Source organism: Bifidobacterium tibiigranuli, assembly GCF_022655035.1.
GTDB lineage: Bacteria > Actinomycetota > Actinomycetes > Actinomycetales > Bifidobacteriaceae > Bifidobacterium > Bifidobacterium tibiigranuli_A.
Map to the genome: position 1 here is coordinate 61,892 of NZ_JALCUA010000004.1, position 17,264 is coordinate 79,155.

17 protein-coding genes and 3 tRNA genes are annotated in these 17,264 nt (G+C 62.1%); 13 read left to right on the forward strand and 7 right to left on the reverse strand.

What is annotated here, in order from left to right; all coding sequences use genetic code 11:
- Positions 1–2: 2 nt before the first annotated feature.
- Both LKK40_RS05915 and LKK40_RS05920 read left to right on the forward strand, forming a co-directional pair.
- Positions 3–3,632, forward strand: a complete 3,630-nt coding sequence (locus tag LKK40_RS05915) for a helicase (RefSeq protein ID WP_304309858.1) — start codon at positions 3–5, stop codon at positions 3,630–3,632.
- Positions 3,629–3,829 carry a hypothetical protein gene (locus LKK40_RS05920; protein WP_304309859.1) on the forward strand — a complete coding sequence of 67 codons (201 nt, stop codon included), beginning with the start codon at positions 3,629–3,631 and terminating at the stop codon, positions 3,827–3,829. Before LKK40_RS05915 ends, LKK40_RS05920 begins: the two co-directional genes overlap by 4 nt.
- Positions 3,830–4,072: 243 nt before the next feature.
- Here the strand turns inward: LKK40_RS05920 and LKK40_RS05925 are convergent, their stop codons facing one another.
- The 6 genes from LKK40_RS05925 to LKK40_RS05950 all read right to left on the reverse strand — a co-directional run bounded on the left by LKK40_RS05925 (position 4,073) and on the right by LKK40_RS05950 (position 7,609).
- Positions 4,073–4,840: an SAF domain-containing protein gene (locus tag LKK40_RS05925; protein WP_304309860.1), complete on the reverse strand. Its 768-nt coding sequence runs from the start codon at positions 4,838–4,840 to the stop codon at positions 4,073–4,075.
- A 195-nt stretch (positions 4,841–5,035) separates the two neighbouring features.
- Entirely contained in the window at positions 5,036–5,197 is a 162-nt protein-coding gene (locus LKK40_RS05930) for a hypothetical protein (RefSeq protein ID WP_273296731.1), read from the reverse strand.
- 370 nt (positions 5,198–5,567) lie between these two features.
- A complete protein-coding gene (locus LKK40_RS05935) occupies positions 5,568–6,068 on the reverse strand; it encodes a hypothetical protein (RefSeq protein WP_304309861.1) in 501 nt (166 codons plus the stop codon).
- Positions 6,061–6,291: a helix-turn-helix transcriptional regulator gene (locus LKK40_RS05940; protein ID WP_304309862.1), complete on the reverse strand. Its 231-nt coding sequence runs from the start codon at positions 6,289–6,291 to the stop codon at positions 6,061–6,063. The genes LKK40_RS05935 and LKK40_RS05940 overlap by 8 nt, the downstream gene beginning before the upstream one ends.
- A gap of 371 nt (positions 6,292–6,662) precedes the next feature.
- On the reverse strand, positions 6,663–6,860 hold the full coding sequence (locus LKK40_RS05945; RefSeq protein WP_152580291.1) for an FmdB family zinc ribbon protein: 198 nt from the start codon (positions 6,858–6,860) through the stop codon (positions 6,663–6,665).
- 137 nt (positions 6,861–6,997) lie between these two features.
- Positions 6,998–7,609 (reverse strand): 5-formyltetrahydrofolate cyclo-ligase, encoded by a 612-nt coding sequence (locus LKK40_RS05950; RefSeq protein WP_304309863.1) that lies wholly within the window; start codon positions 7,607–7,609, stop codon positions 6,998–7,000.
- A gap of 232 nt (positions 7,610–7,841) precedes the next feature.
- Here LKK40_RS05950 and LKK40_RS05955 point away from each other — a divergent pair, with 232 nt between their 5' ends.
- From LKK40_RS05955 to dapC, 11 genes are all read left to right on the forward strand, one after another.
- Entirely contained in the window at positions 7,842–8,447 is a 606-nt protein-coding gene (locus LKK40_RS05955; RefSeq protein ID WP_152580486.1) for a GNAT family N-acetyltransferase, read from the forward strand.
- A 40-nt stretch (positions 8,448–8,487) separates the two neighbouring features.
- Complete coding sequence (locus tag LKK40_RS05960; RefSeq protein ID WP_304309864.1) at positions 8,488–9,993, forward strand: hypothetical protein; 1,506 nt, start codon at positions 8,488–8,490, stop codon at positions 9,991–9,993.
- A gap of 293 nt (positions 9,994–10,286) precedes the next feature.
- Entirely contained in the window at positions 10,287–10,580 is a 294-nt protein-coding gene (gene groES / locus LKK40_RS05965; RefSeq protein WP_024464307.1) for a co-chaperone GroES, read from the forward strand.
- A gap of 183 nt (positions 10,581–10,763) precedes the next feature.
- On the forward strand, positions 10,764–11,843 hold the full coding sequence (locus LKK40_RS05970; RefSeq protein ID WP_304309865.1) for a histidinol-phosphate transaminase: 1,080 nt from the start codon (positions 10,764–10,766) through the stop codon (positions 11,841–11,843).
- Positions 11,844–12,073: 230 nt separating this feature from the next.
- Positions 12,074–12,155: transfer RNA gene (locus LKK40_RS05975), tRNA-Tyr, on the forward strand.
- A 1-nt stretch (position 12,156) separates the two neighbouring features.
- Positions 12,157–12,228 (forward strand) — tRNA-Thr (locus tag LKK40_RS05980).
- A 4-nt stretch (positions 12,229–12,232) separates the two neighbouring features.
- Positions 12,233–12,306 (forward strand) — tRNA-Met (locus LKK40_RS05985).
- Between the two features lie 46 nt (positions 12,307–12,352).
- Positions 12,353–12,523, forward strand: coding sequence for a 50S ribosomal protein L33 (rpmG, locus tag LKK40_RS05990; protein ID WP_024464311.1), 171 nt, complete (start codon positions 12,353–12,355; stop codon positions 12,521–12,523).
- A gap of 120 nt (positions 12,524–12,643) precedes the next feature.
- Positions 12,644–13,873, forward strand: coding sequence for an FAD-binding protein (locus LKK40_RS05995; RefSeq protein ID WP_304309866.1), 1,230 nt, complete (start codon positions 12,644–12,646; stop codon positions 13,871–13,873).
- Positions 13,874–14,170: 297 nt separating this feature from the next.
- A complete protein-coding gene (gene fdxA, locus LKK40_RS06000) occupies positions 14,171–14,494 on the forward strand; it encodes a ferredoxin (protein WP_304309867.1) in 324 nt (107 codons plus the stop codon).
- Between the two features lie 12 nt (positions 14,495–14,506).
- Positions 14,507–15,628, forward strand: coding sequence for a succinyldiaminopimelate transaminase (gene dapC, locus LKK40_RS06005; RefSeq protein WP_304309868.1), 1,122 nt, complete (start codon positions 14,507–14,509; stop codon positions 15,626–15,628).
- A gap of 281 nt (positions 15,629–15,909) precedes the next feature.
- Here the strand turns inward: dapC and dinB are convergent, their stop codons facing one another.
- Entirely contained in the window at positions 15,910–17,184 is a 1,275-nt protein-coding gene (gene dinB, locus LKK40_RS06010; RefSeq protein ID WP_304309869.1) for a DNA polymerase IV, read from the reverse strand.
- Positions 17,185–17,264 lie beyond the last annotated feature (80 nt).

Below are 17,264 nucleotides of genomic sequence, written 5' to 3' on the forward strand. Positions count from 1 at the left end.
GTATGAGCGAAACCATGCAGTCCGGATTCTCCGGAGCAGGCTTGGAACGCATCCGTCGGTGGCGTGAGGAATACCGCACCGGCCTGAACCCGTCGCCGCTTGAGGATGTGAGCCAGCTGACCGCGCAGTTGGATATGACCCATGCGCATCCTTCCGGCATCGCGCAGCTGTTCGCCAGCGGGCAGGCCACGCTCGACGCGCTGTTCCGCGACTCGGGCATGCTGCGCGCCGCAGGGAGGCGTTTGGAGCGCGTCTTGGATGACCGCTCCGCGAAGCGCAGGCTCAGCGGCGTCGCGCCGTTGTCGATGATCGTAGGCGTGGCGACGTGGACCGGCGCAAGCGTCCCGGTGCTGATGTACCCGGTCGACGTGGTACGCAAGCCGAACGGCAGGGAAACCGATGCCACGATTCGATTCACCGGGCGTGTGCGGCTCAACCCGAGCTTCGTGGCCGCGTTGCATGAGCAGGGCGTTGACCTTGATGAGGACGAGCTGTTCGATGGCGGCAACTATGCCAGCGGAACTCCCGAGACCTCGGCTGTTTTCGAGGCCATCACACGGCAGGCCATCGGAGTGTTCGCCGATTTCGATATCGAACGCGACATTGTGCTGGGCTGCTTCATCGATCCCGCATCGCAGATACTGCTGGAAACGCGCCGGATCATCGACAAGCTTGAACATGGCGGTTCCGGCAGCACCGTGCTGGACGCGCTCGCCGGCGACGAGCAGGCGGCGGCTGCGCTCAAAGGCGCTGAACCGCTGTCGTACAGTCCTTTTGACGGCGATCCGCATAACGAATACGAGATCGGCGATGTGGACAACACCGTGCGATACGCGGCGAATATGGTGGCCGCTGGAAACTCGCTGTTCGTGGATGTCTGCGCCGGGCGCGACACCGCTTTGGAATCGGCGGCCATCGCCTCGCGCTGCGTGATGAACGGTCGTTCGGTGCTCTATGTGCCCTGCGTGGCCGAGCAGAAGCGCCGTTTCCTCGGTGCGATCAATGCCGGCGAACTGGAAGGGCAGGTGCTGGATGCCGCCGACGAGCATATCAACCATAGCCTGGACCAGCAGCTGATCGAGGCGGTCGGGTTCCAGCCCGGCGTGGCGACCTCGCGCTTCAACCAGCTCGCCGACGAGCTGGTCGGCGTCAGATCGCGGCTGGCGCGTTATCTGGGCGATCTGCATGGGGTGAGCGAGCAGTGGGGCGTCTCTGCCTACCAGACTATTCAGAATCTGGCGACCATCGCCATGCTTCCCACGCATCCGGCGACGCATGTGCGGCTGAGCAAGACGGCAGCCCATGCGCTCGGCGAGCATATGGACGAATGGGCGGCCAAGCTCAGGCAGGCCGGCGAACTGGGCGAGTACACCGTCGGGCCCGAGGACACCGCCTGGTACAAGGCATCGGTGATGAGCGAAGGGGATGCCGTTGCAGCATACCGTCGCGTCGGCGACGTGCTGCGCAAGCTGCTGCCGGCGACACGCTCCCAAGTCGCCTCCACTGTGCAGACCTGCGGATTCCCGATTCCCACCACGGCTCAGGAGTGGAGCCGTCAGACGATGGTGCTGCGCAATCTGCGCCGCGTGCTCGACGTGTTCCAGCCCGAGATCTTCGAGCGCGACATCGACGCGATGATCGAGGCCAGCAAGCCCAAGTCGGTGCGCAAGGCCGAAGGTACGTCGATGGGCTTCTGGGAACGGCGTCGGCATATCAAGGAGGCCAGAAGCCTGCTGCGCGTCGGCGCGCAGATCGAGGATCTGCATGAGGCGCTTAAAGTCGTTGCCAGGCAGGCCGAGCAATGGCATATGTTCGTACCGCACGGCGGCTGGCCGGTGCTGCCCGCCAAGCTCGACGTGACGCTCGAAACGCAGGAGGCGCTGATGGAGAACATCACGGCGCTCGACGCCGTGCTCGCCACCACACCGCTTGGCGCGAACCTGGAAACGCTCGATTTCAACACGCTCGAAGAACGTCTCAAGGCCTTGTATGACGACCATCTGGCGCTGGACACGCTGCCCGGGCGTTGCCGTTTGGAACGCGAATTCCAGACCGTCGGTCTCATGGAGCTCGTGGATGATCTGCGCAACCGCGGCGTCGCCACTGATGCGGTCGAGGGCGAGCTGCAGCTCTCATGGTGGACGACCGTCTTCGAAGACATCGTGCGCTCCTCGGCGATCATCTCCAATCAGGACGGCTCTGCGATGCAAGCCGCCGCCGATCGTTTCGCGCAGGTCGATGTCGAGCATGTGCGCTCGATCGGGCCGATGGTTCGCCAGGAGGCGATGCGGCGGCTGTGCGATCTGCTGTTTTCGCACACCCAGGAGGCCAACCAGCTGCATACTGTGCTGGCCGGCACTTCGCCCGTGCAGCTCAGCAGGCTGTGGCGTGACCATCCGCAGGTCCTCGCTGCGGCCAAGCCTATCATCGTGGGCACGCCGTCCACGCTCGCCGCGCTGAGCGACCCATCACCGCTGTGCGATGTGGCGATTATCGACGCTGGCGCCCACCTGCCTTCCATTCAGCTCCTGTCGGTTGTCAGCCGCGCCCGTCAGGTCGTGGTGCTTGCGCACCGCGACACCGTAACCTCCGATGCCTTGGCCGTGCTGATCGATATGCTTCCCGCCGTCAAGACCGCAGCGCGTCCGATGCGGCGTTCGCCGCAGCTCGCCGCTTTGCTTGAGCGGCAAGGCTATGGGACGGCACCGAGCGACCCGACAACCGAATCCATGCAGGGGCACGTCGCCTTCCACAGGGTTGAGGCGGTCGGCGTCCCGGTGATGTCCAGCGGGCTGGTGGAGAGCAGCCAGCAGGAGATCGATGAGGTCATACGTCTCATCACGCAGCGCGCCTCGAGTTTCACCATCGTGCCGGCCGGCTATGTGCTGGGCGTCATCACATTGACCTCGGTGTTCAGAACGCGGCTGGGAGCCGAGCTCAAATCGCTGGCGACGAAGAATCCGGCGATGGGCCGTTTCCTGCGCCATGTGCGTCTCATCAGCATCACCGAGGTGACCGGGGCCCGGGCCGACGATGTGATCATCTCCCTGTGCTACGCCAAAACCTCGCATGGTCGCCTCCTGCAGCAGTTCGGCCATCTCGAAGGCGAAGGCGGGCGTGGCCTGCTGCTTGACGCGCTCGCCCTAGCTGACCGCAATGTCGACATCGTCTCTGCATTCGGTGCCGAGGACCTTGACGACGAACGCCTGCATCAGCCCGGCCCACGGCTGCTCAAAACCGTGCTGCTCTGGGCTGAGCAGCAGGACGATGACGAGCCGATACGGCCTGCAGTCAAGAAGACGTCGGACAATGTGCTGTTCAACGATCTGGCCGATCGCATCCGCGCTCGCGGGCTGAATGTGGCGGTGGATTACGGCTTCGCCAACGGGGCTCATATCCCGCTGGTGATAGGCCTGAAGGGCAAGCCCTATGCACTTGCCATAATCACGGATGATTCGCGCTTCATGAGCGTGCAGTCGACCCGTGCGCGTCACCGCGTCCTCACGCAGGATTTGGAGGCGCTTGGCTGGTCGGTCATGAACGTATGGAGCGTGGGCGCCTTCGTGAACCCCGACAAGGAAGTCGACCGAGTCGTCGAACGCATCAGCGAGATCTATCGGGATGTGCGATGAGCGCGTACGATCCTTCCCGTCGCAAGCCCCGCGCCCACACCCGTGTCGTGCGGGCGGGATCCGAGCGTTTTGACGCGGACGGCGTCAAGCTCGAACCTGGCGATATGCGTACCGAGCGCCAGCGTGAGGCCGACGACGACAAGCGCATACTCACCGAGCTTCCCCCGCACTGGGGCGTATTCTCCGAGCGCGACTGAGGGTATGGTGGGGCTCAGGGCTCAGGGCTCAGGGCTCAGGGCTCAGGGCTTGAGCCTGGACTTGGCTTGGTTCTGCGGCTAAGGTAGCGCTCTTGACTTGATTGAGATTTCAGAGGGTCGCGCAGCTAAGGGTCGCCGCCGTGTATCTTGGCGTAGACGCGTTAGCCTTTCTTTATGTCCACGCTCGTTGAGCAGTCTTTTCGAGCTGTCGTAGTGATTCCTCCTGCCAAGTCGCTGTTGTCATCACTTGGCTACGGCCATAATCGCCCCTCGTTCTTGCACAGACAGCATGGTGACGGCGTCGCGGGGCGGCAGCGCGAGCGGTACGGAAACGCCTGCGCCCACGCCGGCATCGTCACGCTGCGCCTCGCCCATGACGATGGCTGTTGCGACGATCATGCAGGTGCCGTCATCCCGTCCGGCAGCATTGCCGTTGCCCTGTGCGTTGCCGTCAGCTTGCGCGTTGCCACCGATCTGCGCACCGTCGGCTTGCGCATGGCCGTCAGCCTCCGCTGCCTGTTGCACGGGGCATCCGGCTGATGCCGCCAGCGACACCTCGTCGCCGAGCCGCATGCCCAAGGATGCGCCGGCCAGCCGGGCTTCGACCACGGTGAAGCCCTTGGGCACCACAGGCGACCCTCTGATCATGGTGTCCAGCAGCGGCTGCCCGGGTTTGATATCGATTTGCGCGATGCGGCCGTTCACCTCGGACGGGCTTCGCGCCGCCGACTGCCATGCGGCTGCGGATGGAACTGTGCGCATCTCGACGTCTGCGGGGCGAATGCGCGTGCCTTGGCGCAGCGACCGGGCGGCTACGAGCACTTCCTGCGTTGCTGTGGCGGATGCTACGCTGTGCAAGGCGAAGAGCACAGCGAGTCCGGCCAGCACCGGTATCAGCACGCGTCGCAGCGTGGCGATAGTCCGGCGCTGGCGCAGCCTAGGGCGAGGAGACGGCTGGCCATCTCGTCGGCTGAGAATCTGCGGCAAAGGCATGTGAAATAAGGTTGTCATACCTGCCATGATGACTGTAGCCGCTCGCTCAGTCCACCCCAATCAGGTCATGTGGTCGAACGCTTCGAGTTATCCACATTCCGGGCGTGTCGCGCTGAACCGTTAAGCGAGCAGGAAAATGAATAGGGACGTATCTTCGTAATCCGTTAGTGACCGTCCCGGTCATGTGCATGAACGGGACGGCTGAGTGTGTCGCTACTTACGACTTGCGTTGTCGGTTCTTATCGCATAACCAGCCAAGGCCAGTATCACGCAGTTGGCTACAGTGGAATCCACCTTAGCCGCCAAAACGATGACAAGCACCGCCATGAACCACAACATCGAGCCGCTGTGCGGCTTCTCATCCAGGTTGCGCATAATATGCACTCCTACTTCATAAGCCGCGCCGCAAGGACGCGGCACGACATCCGGCTGTTGCCGAATGGACGAAACGCTTCCCTGCTAGAGGATTTGCTCGACAGATTTCACACTACAGGGTATGATGGAGCCGCTGGGTAAGGCTCTGCTAGACGTTCTCATATCTAAGCCGCCAAGCAAAGACTTTGGAGAACGTGGCTGAATCCGGTGGATGGCTCCAGGTCCATCCCTTACTGAAACGACATGGGGTTCCCAGATTGCAAAGTCTGGGAACCCTAATGCTCGTAGCCGGCGGTGTCCGTCTCTGCACTAACCTGACCACAATCATGTTGGCCTTAGCCCCAATCTCAGTAGGCATCCCTAGCCAAAGCTACAGCCGATTATCGTAGTATCGGTTGAAGGCAATCAGTGAGGTCAAGAAGATAGCCAATGATAAGGCCATGTCTGCAGCGATGAAGTACAGGACGGTGAGTTTCAGCATTTCAGCCAGAATGACCAATGCGACGGCGAATGCCGTGTTGACGAGCAGCATCACGCAGGCGACTGCTGAGTTCGCTTTGATGCGAATAAGCTCATCTCGCTCGTCACGGTGAATGGTGACTTCAAGCGTCCTGCGCGGCCAGATGGATGTCGCTGCTATCAGTGCGATGCCCGCTATGATTAGCGCCGCGCAGCCAATGCCAGCTGCGGCGGGCGGCAGTTTCAGCACCTCGGGCTTTTCGGCAAGCACGCCGCCGACGGTGACGCCGAGCATCAGCATGACGACTCCGCTGACTGCGGTGGAGCCTCTCGCCTGGCCGCGTGCTGATTTGCGCGAGTTGTGGTTCGATGCTTCCTTGATCTTGTCTTCCTCGTCGGCCGCCTTATTCATAGCCGTTCTCCTCATCGTCGAGTCGTCTGTTCGCTTCGAGTTGGCATATATCTTCGACAGTCGTGGCGAATGCCCGCGCCAGCCGATAGGCGAGCATGAGCGAAGGATTGTACTGTCCCTTTTCGATTGAGATGATCGTGCGTGACGACACATGCACTGCGTCCGCCAGTTCCTGCTGCGTCATTCCCGCCTGATTACGATATTCGCGGATTTTGGTTTTCACTGATTTGCATCACCTCGTCCCTCAATCAATGCCTAATCAATACCGCCTGTCGCTAAGCGGCTCAACATGAAGCTAACTTCATATGAAGTTAGCTTCATGGTATATCGAGTTCCTGTGGCTGTCAATAAGGAGCTGTTGTGGGCAGCAAACAAGCTATCGCGAACGATTTTTCATGTAACTGGAACGATTCGGACGCTTACGTGCGGGCAGCGTCCGAATCGTTCCATTAATCCGGTCCTACTGGGAGAAATACGCCACTGACGCGCGGTCAGTGGCGTATTCCTGCCAATATCATGCGGTTAAGAGCGGCCTCGACGGACGGGCCAAAGGCCGGCTCTGCGAAACTCGCGAAACTTACGAAACTTGTGAAGCTACTTCGAGCCTTTTCCGCTGCCGCTATCCGTGCGGTAGAAGCCGTGGCCCTTGAACTCGATCGGCACCGCCGAGAACACCTTGCGTATCTGCTCTTCGTGGCAGCTCGGGCATATGGTGATCGGGTCGTCATCGAACGATTGGTATTCGGTGAAGTCATACCCGCAGTTCTTGCAACGGTAATGATAGGTTGGCAACGGTCTTCCTCCACAGGCTCAGGTCAGCTGATTGATTGAAATTCAATCCGTTCATATCCTAGTACCAGCCTCGACACGCGAAGTTTCACCAGTCGTGAACGCTGCAGGCCCACTGCTAGGCCAACCGTCGCAACGCGTCACATATCGCCCAGCTCAAGCACCTCGTCGACCGCGATATCGTGGCTTTCGCGCGGCAGAGGCTCGCTCGTTCTCTCCCAAGGCCAGCAGACGGCCACGATGCGTGCGCGCGGCCCGCGTTCGGTAAGCGCGCGATCGTACCAGCCCCCGCCGCGTCCCAGCCGCATATTGCTGCCATCGACCACCAAGGCGGGCACGAAGATCATGCTCGCCTCGCGCAGAGCGTCAGGCCCGAGTACCGGACTATGCGGCTCGCGCGGGCGCATGCCGCCCGAAGCCGTGCGGGGCATGGGCTCAAGCACGCCCGAATCGCCCAGCTCGCTCCATCCGATATCCAATCCGGAGCCGAGCCGGGGAACCAGCACACGCATGCCGCGCTGCTGCAAGGCCGCAATCATGGGCATCGTCGGAATCTCAGTGCCCATAGATACATACGCGGCAATCGTGCTGCGCGCCGGCAGCCCCTCGACGCGCCGTAGCGCGGCCCGCATCAGCAAGTCGCCGGCGCGTTCGAACTCGTCGGGTTCGATGGCTCGGCGTCGCGCCAGCGCGGCTTTGCGCAGGGCCTTTTTCGCAGCTTTCGCAGCCTTCGCATCATCATCCATAGTCATTCTCGTTCCCGTTTCCTTGTCTTGCCTCGAAATGTGCGACATATCGTATTGCCCGCTCTGCGTCATTCGCAAGTGGTGGCTCATGTCTGTGCTGCAAGGCTCAGCTCCTAGTCTAGAGTCCGGCCTCGCGCACGGTTATCGAAAAGAATCATCAAAGCCGTGGGAGAATGGGGCCGTGTCATTATTACGGTCATTGCGCGAGGTGTTCGCGCCCGAAGTCGGCGGCATCGCCATGCCGGATGCGCTTGCAGCCCCGGCGGGAGCGGTGCCCATCACGCTGCGTCCGCTGGATGCGCAGGATTACGATGAGTGGAACGATGTGCGCCGGCGTAACCATGAATGGCTGGAACCTTGGGAATCAGGCGATCCGCAGCATGGACCGGGTTTGAGCTTCAACGCCTGGCTGCAGCGCCAGCATCGCGACGAGAGCAACGGCACGGGCGCGCTGTTCGTGATCGAATACCAGATGCATATCGTCGGGCAGATTTCGCTGGGCGCGATCAGCTATGGCTCGATGCGTACCGGTGTGGTCGGCTATTGGGTCGATCAGCGACACGCCGGGAAGGACATCGCGCCGACGGCCGTTGCGTTGCTGGCCGACTGGGCGCTGCTCGACCCCAGCGGACCTGACCTGCACCGGCTGGAAATCGCCATCTTGCCGCACAACGCCCGGTCCCGGCGCGTGGCCGAGAAGCTCCACGCCCACCATGAGGGCATCCGGCCTCGCTACATGTACGTCGATGGCGCTTGGCGGGACCACGATACGTTCAGCTTGCTATCCGAAGACGCCCCGGAAGGGTTCGCAAAACGGCTTATCAGCCGACACGCCCGGGAATAATCATCCCAAAGTACCAAAAAGTCTTCTATTGTTAGGACACATGGGTTACGAATCGTTGAGCACCGTCATAGTCCTCGCGATTCTCGTGATCGTGATGGTCGGTTGGCTGCCTGGCAAGACGGTCGACAGCATGAAGCGGGTCATCGAACGCCGGCAGGACAGGTTTTCGTCATCGCTGCATCTGGTCGATGAGAACAGCGGCATGCGGTTTTCCGATGGACGTACGTACGAGGTGAAAGGGGCGGTTATGCAGCCACAACAGTCACGAGGCGCTCAGGCGTACCGCGAGCATATCGCGCAGGTGCGCAAGTTGCGTCGCGAGGCGATTCGCCGTCGCAGAATTCTCGTGCTCACGTTGGCTGTGCTCACGCTCGCCGTATTCGGCATGTCATTCGTATGGCACTTCAACCCGTTGTTCGCGCTGATTCCCTTGCTGCTGCTGGCGATGACGCTTGCACTGGGCATACGCGCCGCGAGACAGGCCCAGGAGTGGGAACGCCACGTTGCGGCGCATCGCGCAGGTGCTTCGCACCGCAAGACCGATGCTGCGCTCGAGGCGCACGCTGATTCCTCCGATGAACGCAGGAACATCGACGCTGGCCGCGCGCCACAGGCCGAGCGCGACGATGTTCAGGGCGATGCGGAGAACGCGCAGGGCGCGCGAAACCGCGACGATGCGCCGACAGATATTATGGAGCAGCGTGAAATACGGCGTGCGCTCAAGCGCGCACAGGAGGAGGGCAAGGCGGCCCGTCTTCAGCATCAGTCGCATGCAGCATCCTCGGCTGATGCCGCGGTTGGAGAGTCGGCTCGCAAGATAGCTGGCACAGTGGGTGACAAAGTGGCTGAAGAAACTGTGCCCTCCATTGAGGCAACAGCGAATGCGGACGCCTCCGCCAATAACGAGTCCAGGGAATCCGCGCAATCCACAGGTGTTGCGGATGCAGCGGATGTAGCAGCGCGCAAGGCCTCGGCACACGAGGCCTCGACGCAGAAAACTTCAGCGCAGTCCGATACGGGTCATATGGCCGATGCATCCGATGCCACGTCCGAGCTGGAACGTGTCCATGCCGCCGCCGCGCTTGATGCCTTCGATATGGCTACGCAGCAGGATCTCATCTCCTTCTCGCTGGGTGCCCCTCGCAACGTCGAGGAGTCTGTGCAGGAGCCCCCCGAAAGCCTGGAAATCAAATCGATGCGGCAGGTAGCCAAGGCAGTGCCTCAGGATTCGCACGATGAAGACGCTGCATCCGCTGCCGATACGGCACCATCTGACGACGCTGTGCTGGATAACGACGCTGCTGCAAGTAACGACACTGTGCCAAACGACAACGACGCTGCGCCAGCTAGCGACGATGCCGATCAACCCGCATCGGAGCAGCCCGTGGACACCACGAAAGCTGTGTCACAGGCCACAAGGCGCCCGGTGAACGACGCGCAGGCCTTCCACCGCGCCGAAGTCGAAGCCGACGTTGAGGTGCCCGACGCGACCTCGGACTCGCTCGGCAGCGGCATCGAGGCGGTGCTCGCCCGCCGCGCCTCCTGAGCTGGCTGTAGGCGCGCCGCAGCAATTGCCGTAGCCGACCGTCCCAATGGCGTTGGCGCAATATGGTGCCTAGGTGATTTCTGCCCGCAATTCCCCGAAATCCCTTTGCAATTCCCTGCAAGGACAATGGTTTCACTCTCAGCGTTAGCACTCGAGTTGGCAGAGTGCTAATTTTCGCGCTACGATAAGGCACGAGCGCAACGGGACGATGCGGACAGTGATCGTCAGCCCTGGAAGCGGTGCCCCCGCGCGGGAACAATCGATTTCTCTCACATAGAAAGAGGAGGTCCACAGTGTCGATCTCACTCACACCGTTGGAAGACAAGATCATCGTCAAGCAGGCTGAGGCCGAGACGCAGACCGCTTCCGGCCTGTTCATCCCGGACAATGCCAAGGAGAAGCCCCAGCAGGGCGAAGTCCTGGCCGTTGGCCCCGGCCGCCGTGATGATGACGGCAAGCGCATCCCCGTGGATGTCAAGGTCGGCGACAAGGTGCTGTACTCCAAGTACGGCGGCACCGAGGTGAACTACAAGGGCGAGGATTACCTGATCGTCGCTTCTCGCGACGTGCTCGCTATCCTGAACTGATCGGTTCCGACAGCTCGCATTCGTTTCGGCCCCGGACGGCTTCGTGCCTTCCGGGGCCGAAGCATATCTGCGTATGCGGTTTGGTCGGCATTCGGTTTGGTTGGTATGTGACTGTGACCGACGTGCCGCGCCTGCCACACTTGCCGTGTGCGGGATGCGGCGGGAAGGGATTACGATGGACGCATGACATATAAGCATCGTGCGATCATCGACAGCATCCCCGGATACAAGCAGGGCAAGCCCGCCCCTGTAACGCAAGGGCAGCGCAGCTTCAAAATATCCAGCAATGAGAACCCCTTCGAGCCGCTTCCCAGCGTGGTGAAGGCCATCGAGCAGCAGGCTTTGGGCACCATCAACCGCTACCCCGACATGCGCGGCTGGGAGCTGGTCGAGCGCCTGGCCGCGATGGACGGCGTCGAGCCGGAGAACGTGGTGCTGGGATGTGGTTCGAGCGAGGTCATCACGCAGCTCGTGTCGCTGGTCGCCGGGCCCGGAGACGAGGTCATCTACCCGTGGCGCAGCTTCGAAGCGTACCCGATTATCGTCGCAGGAGCCGGTGCATCTAGCGTGCAGGTGCCGAACCTGCCGGACGGCTCGCACGACATCGATGGCATCATCGGCGCGTTGAACGAGCATACCCGTCTGGTCATCCTCAACAATCCCAACAATCCCACCGCGACTTCCCTGAGCGACGCGGACGCCCGGCGCGTCATGGAGGCCGTGCCGTCGGACGTGCTCGTGCTCTTCGACGAGGCGTATTTCCAATTCAACACCGAGCCGAACACCAACACCGCCCTGAATCTATTCCGCGAGTACCCGAACATTGTGGTCGCGCACACCTTCTCGAAGGCCTATGGCCTGGCCGGGCTGCGCGTGGGGTACGCGGTGGCGCCTGCCGATGTGATCGACGGCATGCGCAAGGTATCGCTGCCCTTCGCCGTAAGCGACGTGGCCCAGCGTGCGGCGAAGGCCTCGCTGGATGTTTCAGTGGAGCTTGAGGAGCGCGTGCAAGCAATCATCGCCGAACGCGGCCGCGTCGTGGCGGCGCTGCGCTCCCAGGGCTGGGACTTCGCCGAGCCATATGCGAACTTCTTCTGGCTGGCGCTGGGAGAGCGGACCGACGAGGCCGCGGCGATCTTCACCCAGGCCGGGCTGTCGGTGCGCGTGTTCAGCGGCGAGGGCATCCGCATCACTATCGGCGAGCCGGAGGCGAACGACATCGTCATCGACGTATGCCAGCAGTTGAAGGCGCAGGGATTCTGAACCACAGAGGTTCTGAATCTTCTGAATTGCAAGGGTTCTGAACCACAGCGGTTCTAAAGACGCAGAGGTGCTGAATCGCAGGGGATGCGCGGCAGGGGCTCAGCAGTTCGGCATCGCGCGAAGTGGGGCTGCCGGGAGCAACACGGCGTGTCTCTGACTTGCGCATGTCGGGCAAACGTGGCATTATAGCCAAGTTGCCAATTTACGGCTTACGTCGTAAGCGGCAGCATGCCGGATTTCCCAAGCGGTCAAAGGGAGCTGACTGTAAATCAGCCGTCTACGACTTCAGTGGTTCGAATCCACTATCCGGCACGCCTCGATAGCTCAGTGGTAGAGCACTTCCTTGGTAAGGAAGAGGTCGTGAGTCCGATTCTCACTCGAGGCTCTCTGGCGGGGTAGCTCAGCTGGTTAGAGCGTACGACTCATAATCGTAAGGTCAAGAGTTCGAGTCTCTTCCTCGCTACAAAGACTGGCATACGCCAGTACCAACGACCACAGAGGTGAACGAAATGGCAAGCAAGAGCGCGGATATCCGTCCCGGCATCACGCTGGCATGCACTGAGTGCAAGGAACGCAACTACATCACGACGAAGAACCGTCGCAACACGCCGGATCGTCTTGAGCTGAAGAAATTCTGCCCGCGCTGCGGCAAGCAGACCGCGCACCGCGAAACCCGCTGACGCTTGGCGGCACAGGCCGCAATCAGCGCAAAATCGTTATAAGCCCGACTTCGGTCGGGCTTTTTGCGTCTGCAGACCCATGAGCTGGTTGGATAGGCCGGTTGGCTAGAATGGCACATCATGAACATATTTCCGTCTTCCGCCGCGCCGACTTTCGCTGATCTGACCACCATCGGGGTCGGTGGCCCTATCTCGCGCTTTGTAGAGCCTGTGAGCCGCGTAGGGATTATCGAAGCTGTTGAAGACGCCGATCGGGCTGGATTGCCGCTGTGTGTTATCGGCGGCGGCTCGAATATGCTCGCCGCGGACGACGCCTTCGAAGGTATCGTCGTGCGCGACGGCTGCCGGGCGATTACTGTGCCTGATGAAGCTGCGCCGGTAGAGAATGGCGAGCATGTCGTGCATGTCAATGCGGAGGCGGGCTGCAACTGGGATGATTTCGTCGCTTTCGCCGTGGGCCTCGGCCTGACCGGCGTCGAAGGGCTTTCCGGCATACCGGGCACGGTCGGCGCCTCGGTGGTGCAGAATATTGGCGCTTACGGCCAGGAGGTCGCTGCAAGCGTGGAATCGGCGGAAGTCTGGGATCGCGAGACCAAACGCGTGCAATGTCTGAGCGCTGCCGACCTGCGCTTCGCCTATCGGTCATCGGCGTTGAAGACCAGCATGTACGCAGCACCGGGCATTCCCGGGCCAAGATTCTTCCCGACGCCGCGCTACGTCGTCCTGTCGGTGACCTTCCGCCTCATCCATCGCAGCTATGGCGAGGTAAGCAACGGCCAGTTGGCCAAGGCGCTGGGTGTGGGCGTTGGCGACAAGCTGGATACTGCCGCCATCCGCGAGGCCGTGCTTGTCGTGCGCGCCGCCAAAGGCATGCTGGAGGATGCCGGGCGCTATGCCAATCCCGCCATGCAGGGCACGAAACGCGAAGAGAATATCCGCGCGGCGCTTGCCTCCCAGCAGGCCACGACCGGCGTCGAGGAGCCCGATTGGGACCGGCACAGCTGCGGCAGCTTCTTCATGAACCCGATTTTGTTGCCATCCGCTGCGGCCGCGCTGCCCGCTGATGCACCGCGATTCCCAGCGAACGCTGCCGATGGTTCGTCCGCAGTCAAAACCTCCGCAGCCTGGCTCATTGACCACGCAGGCTTCCACAAGGGCTACGCGGTGGCCACGGGCGCTCCGGCCGCGCTGTCAAGTCGTCACACGCTGGCGCTGACCAATCGCGGGGGAGCCAAGGCCAGTGATATCGCCGCGCTGTCAACCGCTGTGCGCGACGGCGTGCAGAGCGCCTACGGGGTGTGGCTGATCCCTGAACCGGTTGTCATCGGTATGAATCTGGTTGCCGACTAGCCAGTGTGCTGAGCTGCGCTGACGGTTCTCGGAGTTCTAGTAGCAACGTCACGCAAACAGGGCTGTTTGCGCGACGTCCGTACTAGTAACTGTTGCTTCTAGTAGGAATATCACGCAAACGGCCCAGTTTGCGTGATATTCCTACTAGAAGAGTGAAGAGTCAGGGCTGCGCGCCGGAAGGCACCGGAAGGCCGCACTGCACGAGACCACCAGCGCCATGCGTCCGCTCTCGCGGGTACGCTTAAGGGCAGTTTGCGTGCTGCAATGCACAACGTTTCGCCGCAAGGAGGTCGCCCGATGACGTATGTAATCGCCCAGCCATGCGTGGATGTCAAGGACAAGGCATGCGTGGATGAATGCCCGGTGGACTGCATCTACGAAGGTTCGCGCTCGCTCTACATCAATCCCAACGAATGCGTGGACTGCGGCGCGTGCGAGCCGGTGTGCCCGGTCGAGGCCATATTCTACGAGGACGACGTGCCCGAGGAGTGGGCCTGGTACAAGGATGCGGCGGAAAGCTACTTCGTCGAAGTCGGCGATCTGGGCGGTGCCGCTGCTGTAGGGCCGCTCGGCAAAGACCCCGAGCGGGTCGCCGCGCTGCCGCCCCAGAGCCAGGACTGAGACGCGCGCTCCATGGGTTTCCATACATTCCAGACCTCCTATGACTGGGGTCGGCTTGATGAATGCAAGGCCATCGCACGGCAAGTCGAAGGCGGCATGATTGATCTGTCGGTCGGTTCTCCGGTCGACCCGGTGCCTGAAAGCGTGCGCAAGGCGCTCGCTGAAGCCGCCGACGCGCCGAATGCGCATGGCTATCCGGCCACGATCGGCACACCCGCGCTGCGCACGGCCATCGCCGACTGGTTCCTCAACTGCCGCGGCATCGATCTGCGGCCGCTTGGCGCCGGCGTGGTTCCCACAGTCGGTTCCAAGGAAGCGGTGGCTCTGATGGCTTCGCTGCTGCACTTGGGCGAGGGTGACGTCGTCGTGCAGCCGCGCATTTCCTACCCCACGTATGAGATTGGCACGCAGCTCGCCGGAGCCGGGGTGCTCAAGGTGGATGACGTCTCCGATGTGGAATCGTGGCGGCATGTGCCCGGCGTGAGGGCGATCTGGGTCAACTCGCCGTGCAATCCCACCGGCGAAGTGCTCTCCGCAGCCCGGCTGACCAGCATCGTCGCCGCAGCGCGCCAGACTGGGGCCGTGGTGCTCAGCGATGAATGCTACGCGCTGATGAGCTGGTGCTCCGACGCCTCGCCGAGCGCGCTGAGCGCGAATGTGTGCGCCGGGAGCGCCGACGGTATTCTGGCGCTGTATTCCTTGAGCAAGCAGTCGAATATGGCGGGCTATCGCACGGCGTTCATCGCGGGCGACAAGCGCATCATCGACGAGATGAGCGTCTACCGCAAGCAGATTGGCCAGATCATCTCCGGCCCGGTGCAGGCCGCGATGGTGGCTGCATTGCGCGACACGACTGCGGTCTTTGAACAGCGCAAACGCTACCAGCAGCGGCTCGCCAAGCTGGTTCGGGCATTGGGCGAGTATGGCTACGACGTCAAAATGCCTTCAGGTGCGCTCTATGTCTGGGTGCATGCCCTGTCTGGCGGCTGCTGGCAGGATATCGAGGACTTGGCGAAGCTTGGCATCATCGTGAGTCCTGGCGAGTTCTACGGCGCGCCGGACTTCCTGCGCATCTCCTCGACCGCGACCGACGAGGCCATCGATGTGGCGGCGGAGCGACTGCTGAGCCGTTAAGCGGGCAATCCGGTGGATTGCCCGTAGGCGAAGTGAGCGACCGCTAAGGTCGCGAAGGATGACACCCTATATCGGTACCGTCTCCTGACGGCCTATCTTCCAGCATGTGGAGGTCGGAGCGTACGTTTTCTGTCATGGTGCACGGGTCCGTATCGGAAAACGTACGCTGAGCTGCGATTATCGTACGTTTTCCGATACGAGTTCCGTAATCATGCCATAAAACGTACGCTACGCAAGCGATGCACAGCGCAACGAAGAATCGGCAAACCGGTCAGGTCGCTTCACGCCCCGAAGCTCGCCGCCTTCTTGCCGTAGCGCTGTCGGACGGCGTCAAGCGCCTGTTCGGCCTCGCGCAGCCTTGCGGACTTCGTCACGCCACCGGGCGATTGCGTCTCCTCAAGCAGCTCGTCCAGCGACGGCTGCGTGACCACCTTGTGAATGCTTTCCAATCCGCTGGCGCTGACCCCGGCGAGTCGTACCTCGCGGGGGAGCGGCACTTCGTCGCCTGCGTCGACGGGAAGCCCGGTCATCGCGGCGAGCAGTTCGCAGGCCTGCGGGTACAGAGCGCTCGCAGTGTCCATAGGCCGCTGCAGCGTACGCGCCTTGGTCGCATAGCTCAGATCGGCGAAGCGCAGCTTGACTGTCACCGTGCGCGCGGTGAGGCCGCGCCGGCGCAAGGTGCTGGCTACCTCGTCGCAGCTGTGGCGCAACAGTGAGCGCACGCGGCTGATGTCGCGCGTGTCGTCCAGAAACGTGCTTTCGGAGCCGATGGATTTCTCGGGTGCTCGCATGGTCACGGTTCGTGCGTCCTGCCCGCGAGCCGCAAGAAACAAGGTATGCGCCACGGCTGCGGAGCCGCAGGCCTGCGCCAGCGTGTGCTCGTCCGGCTTGGCCAGATCGGCCACGTTGTTGATGCCCCAGCCGTTGAGCCGCTTCTCAAGCGATGGCCCGATGCCCGGAATGCCGCGCAGGGGCATCATCTGCACGAATTCGGCCTGCCGAGCGCGCGGAATGAGCAGCATGCCGTCCGGCTTCGCATTGGTCGAAGCCATCTTCGCCACGAGCTTGTTCGTCGCGATACCGACCGAGCAGGTGATGTGGAAGCGCTCGGCGACCTGGCTGCGGATCCACGCGCCGATGGCGCTCGGGGCCTGCCAGCGGATGAGCGCCGCAGAAACATCCATATAGGCTTCGTCGACCGAAACCTGCTCAATGCGGTCGGTCACCGCGCCGAACACTTCGCTCACAATGCGGTGCGACATTGAGCGGTAATAGTGCATGTCGACCGGCAGAAACACGCCGTCCGGGCATAGCTGGCGGGCGCGGGCCGAGGCCATTGCCGAATTGATGCCGTAGCGGCGTGCTTCGTAGCTGGCCGCAGAGACTACCGAGCGCGGCCCGGTGCCGATGATGACAGGCTTGCCGCGCAGCGCGGGATTGCGTGCGATTTCCAGCGACGCATAGAAGGCATCCATGTCGATGTGCAGTACCGTGCAGCCGGACTCGTCATGTCCCCAGTCGCGCTTGGCGGCTTGAATCCTCGGTGCGGTGCTCATGATTCCAATGGTAGTCAAAGGCATGCGGTTTCATCGTTCGGCGCACGCTAGTCAGCATTTCAGTTAGCATTGCTGCCAGT

Excerpts from the sequence above, each read along its gene's own strand:
- LKK40_RS05915 (WP_304309858.1), top strand. The coding sequence starts at position 3 with ATGAGCGAAACCATGCAGTCCGGATTCTCCGGAGCAGGCTTGGAACGC.
- LKK40_RS05995 (WP_304309866.1), top strand. The coding sequence starts at position 12,644 with ATGAACATATTTCCGTCTTCCGCCGCGCCGACTTTCGCTGATCTGACC.
- fdxA (WP_304309867.1), top strand. The coding sequence starts at position 14,171 with ATGACGTATGTAATCGCCCAGCCATGCGTGGATGTCAAGGACAAGGCA.
- LKK40_RS05950 (WP_304309863.1), bottom strand. The coding sequence starts at position 7,609 with ATGACTATGGATGATGATGCGAAGGCTGCGAAAGCTGCGAAAAAGGCC.
- LKK40_RS05925 (WP_304309860.1), bottom strand. The coding sequence starts at position 4,840 with ATGACAACCTTATTTCACATGCCTTTGCCGCAGATTCTCAGCCGACGA.
- LKK40_RS05930 (WP_273296731.1), bottom strand. The coding sequence starts at position 5,197 with ATGCGCAACCTGGATGAGAAGCCGCACAGCGGCTCGATGTTGTGGTTC.
- LKK40_RS05935 (WP_304309861.1), bottom strand. The coding sequence starts at position 6,068 with ATGAATAAGGCGGCCGACGAGGAAGACAAGATCAAGGAAGCATCGAAC.
- LKK40_RS05970 (WP_304309865.1), top strand. The coding sequence starts at position 10,764 with ATGACATATAAGCATCGTGCGATCATCGACAGCATCCCCGGATACAAG.
- LKK40_RS05960 (WP_304309864.1), top strand. The coding sequence starts at position 8,488 with ATGGGTTACGAATCGTTGAGCACCGTCATAGTCCTCGCGATTCTCGTG.
- LKK40_RS05920 (WP_304309859.1), top strand. The coding sequence starts at position 3,629 with ATGAGCGCGTACGATCCTTCCCGTCGCAAGCCCCGCGCCCACACCCGT.
- LKK40_RS05955 (WP_152580486.1), top strand. The coding sequence starts at position 7,842 with ATGCCGGATGCGCTTGCAGCCCCGGCGGGAGCGGTGCCCATCACGCTG.
- dapC (WP_304309868.1), top strand. The coding sequence starts at position 14,507 with ATGGGTTTCCATACATTCCAGACCTCCTATGACTGGGGTCGGCTTGAT.
- rpmG (WP_024464311.1), top strand. The coding sequence starts at position 12,353 with ATGGCAAGCAAGAGCGCGGATATCCGTCCCGGCATCACGCTGGCATGC.
- dinB (WP_304309869.1), bottom strand. The coding sequence starts at position 17,184 with ATGAGCACCGCACCGAGGATTCAAGCCGCCAAGCGCGACTGGGGACAT.